This window comes from Collinsella aerofaciens, from assembly GCF_040926185.1.
Taxonomy (GTDB): Bacteria; Actinomycetota; Coriobacteriia; order Coriobacteriales; family Coriobacteriaceae; genus Collinsella; species Collinsella aerofaciens_BC.
The window spans coordinates 1-14811 of record NZ_JBCOIQ010000009.1; the positions used below are offsets into that span (position 1 = coordinate 1).

Annotated in this window: 13 protein-coding genes and 2 tRNA genes; 11 read left to right on the forward strand and 4 right to left on the reverse strand. The window is 57.7% G+C overall.

Going from position 1 to position 14811, the window contains the following annotated elements; translation table 11 throughout:
* Window positions 1–87: 87 nt before the first annotated feature.
* The 4 genes from AB5750_RS05375 (at window position 88) to AB5750_RS05390 (ending at window position 5776) form a co-directional block, all read left to right on the forward strand.
* Window positions 88–534 (forward strand): hypothetical protein, encoded by a 447-nt coding sequence (locus tag AB5750_RS05375; protein WP_368145751.1) that lies wholly within the window; start codon window positions 88–90, stop codon window positions 532–534.
* 6 nt (window positions 535–540) lie between these two features.
* Window positions 541–2340 carry a Spy0128 family protein gene (locus tag AB5750_RS05380; protein ID WP_368145750.1) on the forward strand — a complete coding sequence of 600 codons (1800 nt, stop codon included), beginning with the start codon at window positions 541–543 and terminating at the stop codon, window positions 2338–2340.
* Entirely contained in the window at window positions 2333–3979 is a 1647-nt protein-coding gene (locus AB5750_RS05385; RefSeq protein ID WP_368145749.1) for a SpaA isopeptide-forming pilin-related protein, read from the forward strand. Before AB5750_RS05380 ends, AB5750_RS05385 begins: the two co-directional genes overlap by 8 nt.
* A 123-nt stretch (window positions 3980–4102) precedes the next feature.
* Window positions 4103–5776 carry an isopeptide-forming domain-containing fimbrial protein gene (locus AB5750_RS05390; RefSeq protein WP_368145748.1) on the forward strand — a complete coding sequence of 558 codons (1674 nt, stop codon included), beginning with the start codon at window positions 4103–4105 and terminating at the stop codon, window positions 5774–5776.
* Between the two features lie 149 nt (window positions 5777–5925).
* On the opposite strand, the gene AB5750_RS05395 is transcribed toward AB5750_RS05390, so the two are convergent.
* The gene (locus tag AB5750_RS05395) at window positions 5926–7050 is read right to left on the reverse strand and encodes a DUF8173 domain-containing protein (RefSeq protein WP_368145747.1); all 1125 of its coding nucleotides are present in this window, start codon (window positions 7048–7050) and stop codon (window positions 5926–5928) included.
* Window positions 7051–7156: 106 nt separating this feature from the next.
* The gene (locus AB5750_RS05400) at window positions 7157–7846 is read right to left on the reverse strand and encodes a trimeric intracellular cation channel family protein (RefSeq protein ID WP_229108094.1); all 690 of its coding nucleotides are present in this window, start codon (window positions 7844–7846) and stop codon (window positions 7157–7159) included.
* Between the two features lie 304 nt (window positions 7847–8150).
* Between AB5750_RS05400 and AB5750_RS05405 the strand changes: the two genes are divergently transcribed.
* Entirely contained in the window at window positions 8151–9158 is a 1008-nt protein-coding gene (locus AB5750_RS05405; protein WP_368145746.1) for a putative endonuclease domain-containing protein, read from the forward strand.
* A 160-nt stretch (window positions 9159–9318) separates the two neighbouring features.
* Here the strand turns inward: AB5750_RS05405 and AB5750_RS05410 are convergent.
* Both AB5750_RS05410 and AB5750_RS05415 read right to left on the reverse strand, forming a co-directional pair.
* Window positions 9319–9409 (reverse strand) — tRNA-Ser (locus tag AB5750_RS05410).
* A 48-nt stretch (window positions 9410–9457) separates the two neighbouring features.
* Window positions 9458–9548: transfer RNA gene (locus AB5750_RS05415), tRNA-Ser, on the reverse strand.
* 504 nt (window positions 9549–10052) lie between these two features.
* Between AB5750_RS05415 and rpsF the strand changes: the two genes are divergently transcribed.
* From rpsF to AB5750_RS05445, 6 genes are all read left to right on the forward strand, one after another.
* The gene (gene rpsF / locus AB5750_RS05420; RefSeq protein WP_006235831.1) at window positions 10053–10346 is read left to right on the forward strand and encodes a 30S ribosomal protein S6; all 294 of its coding nucleotides are present in this window, start codon (window positions 10053–10055) and stop codon (window positions 10344–10346) included.
* 48 nt (window positions 10347–10394) lie between these two features.
* A complete protein-coding gene (locus tag AB5750_RS05425) occupies window positions 10395–10847 on the forward strand; it encodes a single-stranded DNA-binding protein (RefSeq protein WP_138341029.1) in 453 nt (150 codons plus the stop codon).
* 72 nt (window positions 10848–10919) lie between these two features.
* Window positions 10920–11186 carry a 30S ribosomal protein S18 gene (gene rpsR / locus AB5750_RS05430; protein WP_368145745.1) on the forward strand — a complete coding sequence of 89 codons (267 nt, stop codon included), beginning with the start codon at window positions 10920–10922 and terminating at the stop codon, window positions 11184–11186.
* Window positions 11187–11201: 15 nt separating this feature from the next.
* A complete protein-coding gene (gene rplI / locus AB5750_RS05435; RefSeq protein WP_022094073.1) occupies window positions 11202–11741 on the forward strand; it encodes a 50S ribosomal protein L9 in 540 nt (179 codons plus the stop codon).
* A gap of 221 nt (window positions 11742–11962) precedes the next feature.
* Complete coding sequence (dnaB, locus tag AB5750_RS05440; RefSeq protein ID WP_006235827.1) at window positions 11963–13360, forward strand: replicative DNA helicase; 1398 nt, start codon at window positions 11963–11965, stop codon at window positions 13358–13360.
* 93 nt (window positions 13361–13453) lie between these two features.
* The gene (locus AB5750_RS05445) at window positions 13454–14740 is read left to right on the forward strand and encodes an adenylosuccinate synthase (RefSeq protein WP_368145744.1); all 1287 of its coding nucleotides are present in this window, start codon (window positions 13454–13456) and stop codon (window positions 14738–14740) included.
* Window positions 14741–14811 lie beyond the last annotated feature (71 nt).

The following is a 14811-nucleotide window of genomic DNA, read 5'->3' on the forward strand; positions in this document are numbered from 1 at the left end:
ACGGTGGCCATTATTCGGTGACCGGGATTGGTCAAAATAGTTTGACTATTAGCGGCTAAAATCGCCCGGCGCTAACACCGGGATTACGTGAATGCGAAAAACCCAACATCCGTTCTTATCAAAGACACCATGCTGGCGGCTTGGAAGCAGACTATGGGGCCGGATACTACTGGCGGTCAATCGCATGTAGTTGCCATCGGGGATACAAAATTGGACCAAAATACCGACTGGAAGTTTGAGGGAGGCGCAGATCCGTCACAGGGCAGCAACAAGCATAACTGCGATATCCGAATATTTATTACGGATAAAGTCAAAGACGCACTGGATAAGTCCCCTGAAGTCGTTATTACGTATAAAACGGTGACCGACGCACTTCCTGGTTGGTACTCCAACTTCGCCTCTGTCGACGGGTTTAGCGGCTATTCTGATTTCGTTTTTTACTATGTTGAAAAAGAAACGGTACCTTCGATTGAGAAGAGCGTAAAAACAAACGAAGATGGCTCGCAGACACGGTGGGATGAGACGTTTGACTAGGGTCCAGTGGATGGCTCAAACGACAAGGGTGCGTGGATTGTCAACTGGACGGTCTATGCTAATCGAGCTAAAACGTTGGCCGGTGAGTATTATGGTGCGGGCAAGCTTAATGGCAACGATGTCGTTGTCAAAGATAAACTTCCTGAGGGAATGAGTTATATTCCCGGCACGGCGAAATATTCTTTGTATTCAAATCCCTACAGGACGGCGGTGCCCGGCCACGAGTGGGAGCATGAGAGAGAAAAAAACGAGGCTCCGGATGTCTTGCTGACGCCTGCCGTCGATCGCCAGACGGTTACGTTTTCCATTCCAACGGAAAAGCTAGGCAATAATACGGGATATGCAAAGCTGACGTATTCAACTGCCGTCAAAAGGTCGGTGGTAGATACGTCAAAGAATCTCGGCGAGCTCACGAACTCGGCGAGTGCGAGCTCGGGTAATAAAGAATTTAAGGCGGGCTCCGATACTGTACAGGTCAAGAACGACGTATTGTCAAAAACTGGTAAGGAAGTGAGCGGCAGCAATCGAGTTCACTACACCATTTTCGTTAATGAATCGGCGCTCGACCTAAAAAGCGGAACCGACAACCTCGATTTGTTCGATGTAATGGATTCTGAATGCACGTTTATCCCTTCATCGCTTAGCGTGTCTGAGAGTGATAACGGCAATTGGCATGCGCTGGCCAAAGAAGAATACGGGACTGCCCTTGACTCGGTTGGTGAGGGCGCGGAAAAGCGGCAACGATTGACGTTGAGACTTCCCGATGAGAAATACCTGAAAGTCGAATATGAAGTTCTGTCCGGTGAGTCTGGTAAAGTCTCCCTTTCCAACGAGGCTCAGCTTGAAGGTGTTGCAGACGGTTATGTAAAACACGAGCGTGAATATGACATAGATGCCGGCGCATCCGGAGGCGGAACGGGGTACGGCATTGTAGTCCACAAAGTGGATGAAAAGGACGTTACCGCGCCGTTGGCTGGAGCTACGTTCACACTCTATGCGATTGACATGGGCAAGCTGCAAGACGGTGCCGGTGTTGATGGCGCAAAGACGTTTTTTTCCACCGAAACGACTGGCCCTGACGGGAGTGCGACTTTTGGAACGAGTTCGAACGCCATGGCTTCCTGCAAGCTTTACTGTCTTGAGGAGACGGCGGCGCCTGCTGGATATCGCGCTGCCCAACCAACATGGATTCTGCTCAAAGGCACCGAGAGCGACGAGCAATACAAGCAAGCCATGAATGCGGCGAAATCTTTGCTTGGTGCCAATACGGAGATAACGTCAGATACAGAGATTTGGGTGTACGACGCGCCCCTTGAAGGCAAAGCGACGATAAAGGCAATGAAAGTGCTTGAAGACGGAGCCCTCAAGAAAGGTCAGTTTTCCTTCGAGCTTAAGGACAGCAACGGTAAGGTGCTCCAGACAGTGACCAATGATGACAAAGGAAATGTCTCCTTTGACGTCAAATACAACAAGACGGAAACCTATACCTACATCATCTCCGAGGTCGAGCCCGAGGGTGCCGTCGACCATGTTAAAGATTACGTCACCTACGATACGGCCGAACATAAGGTCACGGTTACGGTGACCAATGGCACGAATGAGCTCGACACCGCCGTCACCTATGACGGTACCGACCCCTCGATCCCGCCGACCTTTACCAACAAGTACTCGACTACGCTTCCCGAGGCGGGCGGGGCTGGCTTGACTATGACGTATCTGGCTGGCGCTTCGATGCTGTGCTTTGCCGCGACGTGGATGCATGCTCGCCGCCATCGTGATCTTAATCGAGGTGGTCGCAATGAGTAAGCTGCTCCGTCACGTGTTGGTCGTTGTGGTGATGGCCATAGTTGCCGTATTCTCTTTTGCGATTGCCCCTGGGACGGCTCGTGCTGCCGATGCCGGAGCCATTACGGTGGACGGTACAGTTGCGTCGCGGTATGACGCGTATCAGCTCTTTTCGGCGACCGTTATTGACGACGCCGATGCCGACCAAAAGGTTGCGACTGACGTAACGTGGGCAAATGACGCCGTTCGCGAAGCCGTTCTTCCCGTGCTTCATGATGCGGGGCTTGATGACTCGGCATCGACGGCGCAAGAGGCTGCCGAATGGATGAATGCCGACGGGCACATGACGACCGCGCTGACGGCAAAGCTTGCCCGCGCAATTGTCAAAGCAGGCGCCGTGTTCGAGCCCCTTAGCGCGGGAACGGCGGCCGAGCTGCCCTGCGGCTACTGGCTCATCGTCGCCGATGACGACGCCATCGCCCAGGACGAGGCCGGCACCGCGCCGATCATGGTTCTGGTCGGCGGCATCGCCGTCACCGTCAAGCCCAAGGTCGCGACGCCCAAGGTGGCCAAGCACGTGCTGGAGGACAGCACGGCCGCATGGCAGAAGGCCGCCGACGCCACGGTCGCCGACGACCTGTGCTGGCGCCTCTCGGCCACGGTCCCGGTGGGCCTCACCGCCTACGACACCTACCCGGTGCAGTTCGCCGACACCATGAGCGCGGGGCTCGACGCGTCGAAGGTGGCCGCGAGCATGCGCGTGTACGTGGCGGCGGGGGCCGAGGGCGGCTTCGACGCCGTCCCGGCCGGCAAGGACGGGCGCGCCGGCACCGAGCCCGCCAAGGGCTGGACCGACATCACGGCCCAGTGCAGGGTCTCGGTCGAGGGGAGCTCCTTCACCGTGCGCACCGGCGACCTGATCGCCGCGCTCGGCGGGGCCGACGCCTTCGCCGCGGGCGCCCGCGTGATCGCCGTGTACAACGCGCCGCTCGCCAGCGGCTGCAACCACGGCATCGCGAAGGGCAACCCCAACGAGGTCTACCTGCGCTACCCACGCTCTCCCTTTGCCGACCAGTCCGGTGACGCCGGCTTCACCCGCACGCCGAGCGACGACGCGACGGCCTACACCTGGGGACTCAGCCTTACCAAGCGCTCAAGCTCCGATGACAAGCCCCTTGCGGGCGCCAAGTTGCGCATCACTGATGACCGCGGCCGCATGCTGGCGGCTGACGGTACGTGGACGACGGATGCCGATGCGTATGTCGTGTCTGGCGAAGACGGCCGCGTGGAGCTGAGCGGCGCGGACGCGGGCGTCTATACCGTTGAGGAGGTCGCGGCGCCCAAGGGCTACACCGCCTTTGAAGGCAAGCGAACGGTGACGGTTACAGCCGATGGCCTGGACGTCAAACAGGTAGCTTCCGCGAAGCCCAAGGTGACCGTATCGGCCGAAAGCCCTCTGCGGGTTGATGCTGCCAATGCCGGGACGGGTTCGATCGAGCTGTCGGTGCTCAACACCCCAAGCAAAGAAGCAAGTCGAGGCTTTATGCCCTCGACGGGAGATAGAACGTTGGTGCTGGTGGCGGCTTTGGCTGCCATCGGAGTAGCGGCTATTGTCGCCGCGCTCGCCATCAAGCGGGGAGGAGGTCGCCGTGATAAATAATTGTCCCCCCCCCTTGCTCAGTGGCGTACTGCCTCCGTAGCGAGTAACGCGCAGGTCTATCGACCTGATGATCTTTGGTTTTGAAAAAGCTACTAGAGAACCCTCCAAGAAAGAGGGCCAAACATGAAGACAACCAAGAACATCGCCCGTCTGGCAGTAACGGCAGGCCTCGCGGCGGCCTTGAGCTTTGGTGGTGTGATGGCACCAGTGACCATGGCGTTTGCTGCGGATGCAGCGGATGGCTCGGTGACCATTGAGAACGTCAGGGACAACGCGACTGAGTTCAAGGGCTATCAGATTTTTAAGGCTGATGTAGCGACAGTCAAAGGCGAGACGGTTGCGAGTAATATCACCTGGGCAAACGACGATGTGGAAAAGGCCGTCGAGAAGGTCATTCACGATAATGATTCGAGTTACGCTGGCAAAACCGCTCAGGATGCCGCAGACTGGATCACGTCTAAGGTGACGGGAACCAGCGAAACAACTCGTGTAAAATCTGACTCCATTGCTTATGGGATTGCCGCTGCCGTTGATGACCTTGCCACTACTGCTACAACCGAGAATCATGTGGCCAGTGGTCTTTCGCACGGCTACTGGCTTTTCGTGACTGATTCCACCACCATTGGAAAAGAAGAGGTTGGCACATCTCCCATCTTCACTGTGGTGGGAAGCGTGCCTGTCGAAATCACCGAGAAAACCGGTATTCCCACGGTTGTAAAGAAAATCAAGGATGATAAACCTGGCAGCGATTGGGCGGATAAGGCAGATTCCCAGATGGGTCAGGACGTCCATTACCAGCTGACAGGCACCGTTGCCGACAACATCGCCACGTTCGATACCTATCACTACGAGTTCCACGACGAGCTTTCTGCCGGCCTGACGGCAAATGCGAACACCGTTGAAGTCAAAATCGGCGATAAGACCCTTTTGCATAACTCGACTGAGGGCAACGCGACTGGTTACGATGTTTCGATTGATGATGCAACTAACACGTTGACCGTAAAGTTTGACGATCTCAAGGCTGCTGCGAAACAAGTTGGCGCGACGCTCGACGGTAGCTCCAATGTCGTCGTCACTTACACCGCTATGCTCGATCCTGCGAAGGCTGCGAACGTTACTGTTGGCAGTACGGGTAACGACAACACCGTAAGGCTCACCTATTCCAACAACCCCATGAGCGGTGATAAGGGCGAGTCCGTGCCCGACACCGTCCGTGACTATACCTACGCGCTCAAGCTTGTCAAGGAGGACTCTGTCGACGAGTCCACCAAGCTTAACGGCGTGAAGTTCACCATCCAGGCGACGAATCCTGACGATAACGCAGAGGGTGCTCCTGCCGGCATCAAGTATGTTCAGGAGAACGGTACCCTCTCCGAAACCAAGTGCGAGTTCGAAACTAAAAATGGCGGCGTAATCGATGTCAAGGGTCTCGATGCTGGTACCTACACGGTGCACGAGGTCGAGGGCAGCAACCCTGGCTACAATACGCTGGACGACTTTACCTTCACTATCAAGTCTGAGGGTCTTAATAAAGACGAGGGTGTGGCGCTCGACGAATACACGGCTGTAAATACGCTGAAGGTTACTGTGCAGAAGAATGACTCCGCCACTATGGTTACCCCGTCAGTCGACGGCGGCACCGTTACCCTTACCGTCCAGAACAAAAAGGGCTCCAACCTCCCGCTCACAGGTCTCAACGGCGTGACCTTCACTTGGATCGCTGGCGGCGCGGTGCTGTGCATTGGCGTGGCGCACCTTATCCGTAGTCGTAAGCGTGACGAGGGTTCCGAGGAGTAACCGTTCGCCTCGAACATCAACGCGAGACATGAAAAAGCGGGGCGCCCGATCGCATTCGATCGGGCGCCCCGCTTCGTTTGTTGGTGCAAAGTAACCTGACCCTTTTGCACCACCACAAAGGTGCCTGTCCCCTTTGTGGTGGTTGATGGCTAGACAGCTTGTTGGGGCTTGAGGTGGGCGTTGCGCCAGATGATTTGGATGATGTAGCCGAGCGTGAAGACGAAGGCTACGCCGCTGATGAAGTCGCCCACGAGAGGGATTGCCGTGAGCACGCCCGCGATTAAGCCGCCGACGGCCGCCATGGCGTAGCGGTTCTGGTTGTGTCCGACCATGCGAGCAATCGCGCATCCCGTAAAGGCGGTAGAAACCAATGCGATGCCGATAACGCCGCACAGGAGGGTTCCGGCAAGCGACAAACCAGCGATAGAGATAATCAGCAGCAAGACGGCGGGGACGATAGCAATCGTACCAAGAAGACCGCTTACCCACAGGGGCGTGGGGCGCTGACGGAGCGTGCCGGCAGCGCTTGCGGTCGCGCGCGGAAAGACGAGCTCGAGCAACAGGGCGACAAAGCAGGTCGAGAGCGCTGCGGCGACGATGCCGCCGATGATGTCGTTGACGGTCGCTGTCGTGCTTTCGTTCTCGGTGCGGTCAATCTTGAGCGCGCCGACCTCGGCCCCTGCTGCTCGCTCGGGGTCCTCAGAAACGTGTGCATTCACGGTGCCGGTGATGCGGGCGTTCTTGCCCAGGATGAGTTTGTCGGCCCAAACCTCGACATGGCCCTCGACGGTGCCATCGATGGTCACCGTATCGCCCGCGAGCGCTGCCGACTTGGTGGAGCCGCGCAGGGCAACCGTCTCGCCTATCGCATAGAAGCAGTTGGCGGTGCTGTCGGAATTGAGCACGACATGCTGACCGACGACCGTGACGCTGCCATCAACCGTAGTCTTGGCAATGTCGATGGTGCGCGCCGCAAGACGAACGGCGCCGCCCACCGTGCAGTCGCGGATCGAGAGGGTATCGCCCGCAGCGATGATATCGCGGTCGATGGAGGTGTCGTCCAGGTTGAGGCTCTGACCTGCCCAGTACAGGTCACCTTCGACGCCGGACGGATTGGCGTCGTTGTCGGTCGCAAGTACGTTGCCTGCGGTGTCCGTGCCGGCGAACGACGCCGTGGGAAGCGCGGTGATCGCCAGTGCGATGAGTGCGAATAGGATGGTGATGCGGCCCCACGCTTTACGGCGCTGGGTCGACGGGAATTGATTGTGGGGCATAGTGAATCCTTCGTCAGATGCTCGATATGCACCTAACAGGGTACCCAACGCGTGGGCGCTCTAAAAGAACCTCTCGGTTGCATTTCGAAGGATGAGCTCGCGCCACCTATTTTTTACGGTGCAAAAAGCGCGCAATGTCTTCCTCGGTGGGACTTTTGATGTCAAAGCGCAGCGATAGCCAGCGCAGCCCCATGGTCACAACGACGCATACGACCAGCGCGGCGACATTGCTCATAAGACCGCTCATGACAAGGCATACATAGCTCGCCGAGCCGGCGATGGCTGCGATGGCATAGAAGTTGGTGCGCTGGAAAATGCCCGGCACCACGCCCATAAAACTGTCGCGCAGCATGCCGCCGCCCACCGCGGTGAAAAAGCCCATCATGATGCACACTGCCGGCGCAAAGCCGTAGACCAGCGCCTTGTCTGCTCCGGTGGCGGCGTAGATGCCGACCGAGATGATGTCGAGCAGGGGAATGAGTTTTTCGGGCTTGTCGACGATTGCCGGGAAAATATAGATGATGGCTGCCGTGGCAATGGAAAGCGGGAGCGCCATCGGCTGGTTGAGGATGTAGACGTTGCCCACCTGCAGCGTCATGTCGCGTAAAAGACCGCCGCCCAGGCCACAGACCACGGCAAGCGCGACCGCGCCCACCAGGTCGAGCTTGTGCTCGCGCGCAACCAGCACGCCCGAGATCGATGCAGCGACAACAGCGAACATCTCGAGCCAAAACGGAATAGCGACCATGGCATCCGTGGCGTGTGAGGTAACGGTCATAGCGGCGACGACGGGCAAGATGGGGTCCTTTTGGTTGCGGGTTTAGACAATGCCCGTACATAGTACATGGTTGGCGCCGATTGCGACCCTATTGCTCGGCAAACGGTCGGGACCGGGTGCGGGCGTGGCATTGCCAGAATGCCAGGGGTCCAGAACATGTACGTCACCCTCCAAAAACGACATTTTCCGACATCTTTGGAGGCTGACGTACATGTTTGGATTGAGCTCACAGCATGAGTGAGTTGATTTACTCACATCCGGTATATTTCCCCACTTCAACGGACATAAGAGTTGGATACCGGCTCAGAGCGAGAGGCCCTCAATGGATACCCCTGTTCTCATTTCGCATAAAACCGCATGGCTTGTCCATCATGCACCCCAGAATTTGGTTCAGTCTCTTGCGCGGCACGACTACCAGATAGGCGCACAAGGCATCTCCACCCAGCAACGTGTTGCGCGCATACGACAGGCCCTTACCGACTGCGGCATTCCGTCCGATATGCTTAAGACTATCGATATCGCGGTTGTATTCGAATTTGAGCGAATTCGTACCAAAGGCGTCGTTTGCCACATTCTTGGACAAAATCTTCCCTACGAGCATATTAACGAGTTGACGCCCGGAATCTTCATCACCGACGAAGCCTTCACCTTCGCGCTCGCTGCCGAGTGGATGGATAGGATCGAATATCTCGAATATGGCTATGAAGTTTGCGGCGATTATCGCATGAGGCTCAATCCCGCCGACCCTTATACCGAGCAACCAGCCACCACCTCCAAGGATGAAATAACCGAACTGCTCGATCGGCACCCCGGCAAACCCGGTGCCACACGTGCACGGCTTGCGCTCAGGCACATCTACGATCACTCGGCCTCGCCTATGGAGACCGCTTCGGCAATCGCCCTCTCGCTCCCAACAAGCGAAGGCGGCGTTGGCATCCGAGGTATCGAACTCAACAAACCGCTCGAGATCCCTCAACGTCTCTGGCATTGCGCCAAAGCTCGAACACTCAAAATCGATGCGCTCGTGACCTATAAGCGCAGGGAGCTCGGTATCGAATATAAGGGCGGTTTTCACGATGAGCTCGAGCGCAAGGGAGCAGATGCGGAGCGAGAGGCCGTTCTTTCCCATATGGGATATCGAATCGTTACGCTCACTTCGGCTCAGTTCAGTAGTCAGCTCGCCTTTCACCGCGCCATGAACAACATTCGCGAAGCACTCGGCATGCCTCGCTGTACCGACACCGGGTACCAGAGAAAACAAAACGAACTACGCAAGGCACTTATCCGCAACTGGAAAAGCATGCGAGACGAGGAGGCACCTTCCGAATAGTGCCGCTCCCGTGAGCTCAATCCAAACGTGTACGTCAGCCTCCAAAGATGTCGAAAAATGTCGTTTTTGGAGGCTGACGTACATGTTTGGGGAAGCGTGGGATCGAGACGTATTTCGATAACAAAAAAGCTCCCATTCTTGGGAGCTTTCTCAACCAAAATGGCGGAGGAGGAGGGATTCGAACCCTCGTGACCTTATACAGGCCAAACGGTTTTCGAGACCGCCGCATTCAACCACTCTGCCACCCCTCCGCGTGGGGTAAAAACAAAGCAGGCTCAAAGGCCTGCTTTGGAATTAACTGGCGGAGAGTCAGGGATTTGAACCCTGGAGACGCTTTTGACGCCTACACGATTTCCAATCGTGCTCCTTCGGCCACTCGGACAACTCTCCGTTAAATGCGAAAGTTAGTATACACGAGGAATCGCAAGGTGCAAGCCGAAAACTTAGCATTTTTTAAAACGCTTGGCCGCACTTGGCGTTGCAGTGGGGTTTGAGGTGCCAAAAAACGGCTTCCGACCAGCGTGGTTGATCAACTCAATTGTTCAAAAAGGGTATTCATAAGCGACTTGGCAATGAATTTAAAAAACTTTGATTGGTGCTGTGGGCCACTGGTATGCATTTTGCGACCACAGCCTTGTGCCCGTTGACCTGCGGCTTGGCTCAGCTTGTCCCCGCGGCACCGTATCTTGTCCACAAATCCGTCAAGCATTTGGTCGGCATTTGGTTGGAATGCGCATGAAACACCGTGCGAGTATGGGCATATGTGGAGGTCATGAGGTTGTAGCTGCATATTCTTGCAGCCTAGGAGGTTGAAAGATATTATTACCAAGTCTTTTCCTGCTTCAGGCGCACCTTCACGACCTGAAGCCACATTTGCCCAGAGGAGGTGACAATATGAAGGCTTATGAACTGCTGTTCTTTGTTGACCCGTCGCTCGACCCCGAGACTCGTCTCGCTGTTATGAAGCGTATCGATACCACGATCGCTGAGGGCGCTGGCAAGGTCGACTCCGTTGACGAGTGGGGCAAGCGCAAGCTCGCCTACGAGATCAACGACCTCACCGATGGTGACTACACCCTCATCAACTTCCACGCAGATCCTACCCAGATCGCCGAGCTTGATCGCGTCCTGCGCATCACCGACGCTGTGGTCCGCCACATGATCGTCCGTCGCGACGACCAGGAGTAAGACTGTCGTTTTGGACTGGGCTTGTGCCCCAAGAGGAAGTAGTGAGTTATGAGCATCAATCGAGTGAACATCACCGGTAACCTCACCCGCGATCCCGAGCTGCGCGCCACCGCCGGCGGAACCCAGGTTCTGTCCTTTGGCGTCGCCGTGAACGATCGTCGCCGCAACGCGCAGACTGGCGAGTGGGAGGACTATCCCAACTTTGTCGACTGCACCATGTTCGGCACCCGCGCCGAGGCCGTGAGCCGTTTCCTGGCAAAGGGAAACAAGGTCGCGATCGAGGGCAAGCTGCGCTACAGCTCTTGGGAGCGCGACGGCCAGCGCCGGAGCAAGCTTGAGGTCATCGTCGATGAGATCGAGTTTATGAGCTCCCGTGGTGGCCAGGGTGGCTACGACCAGGGCGGTTACGCCCCCGCAGCTTCCGCGCCCGCAGCACGTCCTGCCGCGCCGGTGGCTACGCCGCCCGCGGTCGACGTCTACGATGAGGACATCCCGTTCTAAGGGTTGTTCACCTATTTTTGAGTGAGAGGCGGCTTCGGTTCGCCGAAGTTGCCAAATGAAAGGTATTTTGACATGGCTAATGATTTTTCTGCACGTCAGCCGCGTCGTAAGTACTGCCAGTTCTGCAAGGAGAACACTGAGTTCATCGACTATAAGGACACTCAGCTTCTCCGTAAGTACATGACCGACCGTGGCAAGATCAAGCCCCGTCGCGTCACTGGCGCTTGCACGCGGCATCAGCATGACATCGCCAACGCCATCAAGCGCGCCCGCGAGATGGCTCTCCTGCCGTACACCGTCCCCGTGGTTTCCTCTCGTGGCAACCGCGACCGCGGCTAAGAAGGGAGACGCATCATGAAGGTTATTCTTCTCGATGAGATCAAGGGCAAGGGCGGCGAGGGTGACGTCGTAGAGGTCGCTCAGGGTTACGCTGAGAACTTCCTGTTCCCCAAGAAGCTCGCTGTTGCCGCCACCAAGGGCAACCTCAAGCAGCTTGACGAGCGTCGCAACAACATCGCCAAGCGCGAGGCCGTCCGTCTGGCTACCGCCAATGAGACCAAGGCTGCCTTCGAGGGCAAGACGGTCACCGTTGACGTCAAGGTCGGCGACGAGGGCATCCTCTTTGGCTCCGTTACCGCCGCTATGATCGCTGACGCCATCAAGGCTCAGCTCGGTATGGACATCGACCGCAAGCGCGTCGAGCTCGGTAAGCCCATCAAGGTTGCCGGTGCCCACACCGTTGCCATCTCGCTGTACCGCGAGATCAAGGCCGAGGTTGTCGTTCTCGTTGGCGTTACCGCCGAGGAGCTCGCTGCCGAGGCTGAGGTCGAGGAGGCCGCTGAGGTCGCCGAGGCCGAGACCGCCGAGGTCGAGACTGAGGCTGCTGCCGAGTAGCATTTGCTGCAACGCAACAATCTTGTTCTAAGAAGGGCGCTCTGGGAAACCAGGGCGCCCTTTTGTTTTTTTTTGCGCTGAGTGAGTGTCATGGTGAACGTTGCGTCGAAGTCCTATATGCAGGACCGTTCATCCGTTTGGTTCGGTGATGATTGGCGGCGCGCGGCGCGTTTTGGGACCGTGGCTGATACTATGGATGCTCGCAAGCGATATGAATGAGGATGCTCATGGCATATGACGATAGGGAGACCGGGCTGACGGTTGAGGACCGCGGCTCAAAGTTGGGTCTTCCCCAAAACCAAGATGCAGAGGCCAATGTACTGGCCGCTATGCTGCTATCGCCCGAGGTGGTCGAAGAGGCCCAGGTCGAGCTGCAGCCCGATGACTTCTACCGGCCCATTCATAAGACCATCTATACCGCGATGGTCGATATGTACAACAGCCGCATTCCCATCGACTCCATCTCGCTGATCGATTATCTGCGAAGCATCAACAAGCTCGACGCCGTGGGCGGCGAGGCGTACATTTTGGAGTTGATGGGTCAGACCCTGTCGCTCGTCAACTGGCAGCACCATGCCGCCATCGTTCGCCGCGACTCGATGCTGCGCGAGCTGATCGGCGCCACCAACGAGATCAACGCGCTGGCATATAACGCCCCCACCGACACCAAAGAGGTCGTGGAGCTAGCCGAGAGCAAGCTGCTCAAGGTCACGGCGCGCGAGGTCAAGTCGAGCTACAAGACGCTGACCGAGTTTATGGTCGAGGCCTATAACGAGGCCGAGGAAGTGTGCCAGGCCGGTGGCCAGGCTGCGGGCGTGCCCACGGGCTTCCCGTCGCTCGACCGCATGCTCATGGGTTTTCGCGAGGGCCAGCTCATCATCATCGGCGCCCGCCCTGCTGTGGGTAAGACGTCGTTCGCCCTGAATCTGGCGCTCAACGCTGCCGCTGCCGGTTATACCGTCGGCTTCTTCTCTCTGGAGATGTCGGGCAAGGAAATTGCCCAGCGTCTGATTTGCGCCTACGCCATGATCTCGATCAGTGACTTCCGCATGGGCCGCATTAGCCCCGAGCAATGGGCCAATATCAACGAGGCCACGCAGACCTTGTCCAAGCTCGATATTCTGATTGACGATACGCCCGGCACCACAGTGACCGAGATTCGCGCCAAGAGCCGCCGCATGCTCCACAACAAGGAGAAGGCCATCATCATCCTGGACTACCTGCAGCTGGTGAGTCCTCCGCCGGGACGCCGTTCCGAGAGCCGTACCGTCGAGGTCTCCGAGATGTCGCGTGGTCTGAAGATCATGGCCAAGGAGCTCAAGATCCCGCTCATCGCGCTGTCGCAGCTCTCGCGTCAGGTCGAATCCCGTACCGGCAAGCGCCCGCAGCTTTCCGACCTTCGTGAATCGGGCTCCATCGAGCAGGACGCCGATATCGTTATGTTCTTGGACCGCTCCGCCGACGAGGCCGAGGCCTCGCGCGACGATCGACCCGACGAGGGCGTTACGCGTATCGTCGTGGCCAAGAACCGTTCGGGCCCGATCGGCGACGTCGACCTGATGTTCCTGCCGGCATCCACCAAGTTCTATGAGCTTGATGGGGCACATGCCGAGGAGTAGGACAGGCGCCCGTTGCACGGGTATACTGGGAATGTTTTGTGCTTCTGCGTGCCGGCGTGGCGCGTAGACAGTCCATGAATGTAAGGAGTAAACATGCCGTCAACCGTTTTGGTCGGTGCCCAGTGGGGCGATGAGGGCAAGGGTAAGATTTGCGACCTGGTCGCCGGCGACTTCGATGCCGTCGTGCGCTACTCGGGCGGCAACAACGCCGGTCACACCATCGTCGTCAACGGCAAGAAGTACGGCCTGCACCAGGTGCCCTCCGGCATCATGTATTCTGACCACGTGTCGGTGATCGGTAACGGCTGCGTCGTCAATCCCAAGGTTGTCCTTGAGGAGATCGACATGTTCGAGGCCGACGGCATCACCACCAAGAACCTCAAGATTAGCGGCAACGCGCATGTCATCATGCCGTACCACATCGATCTGGATGGCGCCTTTGAGCAGAAGCTCGGCAAGAAGAACATCGGTACCACCAAGCGCGGCATTGGTCCGTGCTATCAGGACAAGATGGCCCGCATTGGCCTGCGCATGCAGGACATGCTGGACGAGACGCTGTTCCGCGACAAGTTGGAGACCGCTCTCGCCCGCGTGAACCCCGAGCTCGAGCTCATCTACAACCTGCCCACCTACACCGTGGACCAGATTTGCGACGAGTACCTGCCGATGGCCGAGCGCCTGCGTCCCTACATCACCGAGACGAGCCTGCTGCTCAACAACATGATCGATGAGGGCAAGAACCTGCTGTTTGAAGGCGCCCAGGCGACGCTGCTCGACATCGACCACGGAACCTATCCGTACGTGACGTCTTCCAACTGCACCGCCGGCGGCGCCATCACCGGCTCTGGCGTGGGCATGAAGAACGTCGACCGCGTGCTGGGCGTCATGAAGGCCTATATCACCCGCGTCGGTTCGGGCCCCATGCCCACCGAGCTTTCCTATGAGTCCGAGGCTGGCCACATGCTGACCGAGGAGGGCTATGAGTACGGCGTGACCACCGGTCGCCGTCGTCGCTGCGGCTGGTTCGACGGCCCCATCGCCAACTACGCCTCGCGCGTCAACGGCCTCACCGATATCGCCCTGACCAAGCTCGACGTGCTTTCGGCTTTCGACACCATCAAGGTGTGCGTGGCCTACGACGTCGATGGCGAGCGCTACACGAGCGTGCCCGAGCATCAGGTGCGCTTTGAGCATGCCAAGCCCATCTACGAGGAGCTCCCCGGCTGGAAGTGCGACATCACCGGTTGCCGCAGCTTTGATGAGCTGCCGCAAGAGGCTCAGGACTACGTGGCGTTTATCGAGGATCTGGCACACACCCGCGTGACGTTCATTGGCGTTGGCGCCGGTCGCGAGCAGATCATCAACCGATTCTGGAAGTAATCGGTTTATACGGTTATTGCGATATACCCCTTTGCAGCCCAGACGTGCGGCCGAGGGGTATATTTGCTTGC

Coding starts and splice junctions, on each gene's coding strand:
- AB5750_RS05385 (WP_368145749.1), top strand. CDS start 2,333: ATGAGTAAGCTGCTCCGTCACGTGTTGGTCGTTGTGGTGATGGCCATA.
- AB5750_RS05390 (WP_368145748.1), top strand. CDS start 4,103: ATGAAGACAACCAAGAACATCGCCCGTCTGGCAGTAACGGCAGGCCTC.
- AB5750_RS05395 (WP_368145747.1), bottom strand. CDS start 7,050: ATGCCCCACAATCAATTCCCGTCGACCCAGCGCCGTAAAGCGTGGGGC.
- AB5750_RS05405 (WP_368145746.1), top strand. CDS start 8,151: ATGGATACCCCTGTTCTCATTTCGCATAAAACCGCATGGCTTGTCCAT.
- rpsF (WP_006235831.1), top strand. CDS start 10,053: ATGAAGGCTTATGAACTGCTGTTCTTTGTTGACCCGTCGCTCGACCCC.
- AB5750_RS05425 (WP_138341029.1), top strand. CDS start 10,395: ATGAGCATCAATCGAGTGAACATCACCGGTAACCTCACCCGCGATCCC.
- rpsR (WP_368145745.1), top strand. CDS start 10,920: ATGGCTAATGATTTTTCTGCACGTCAGCCGCGTCGTAAGTACTGCCAG.
- rplI (WP_022094073.1), top strand. CDS start 11,202: ATGAAGGTTATTCTTCTCGATGAGATCAAGGGCAAGGGCGGCGAGGGT.
- dnaB (WP_006235827.1), top strand. CDS start 11,963: ATGCTCATGGCATATGACGATAGGGAGACCGGGCTGACGGTTGAGGAC.
- AB5750_RS05445 (WP_368145744.1), top strand. CDS start 13,454: ATGCCGTCAACCGTTTTGGTCGGTGCCCAGTGGGGCGATGAGGGCAAG.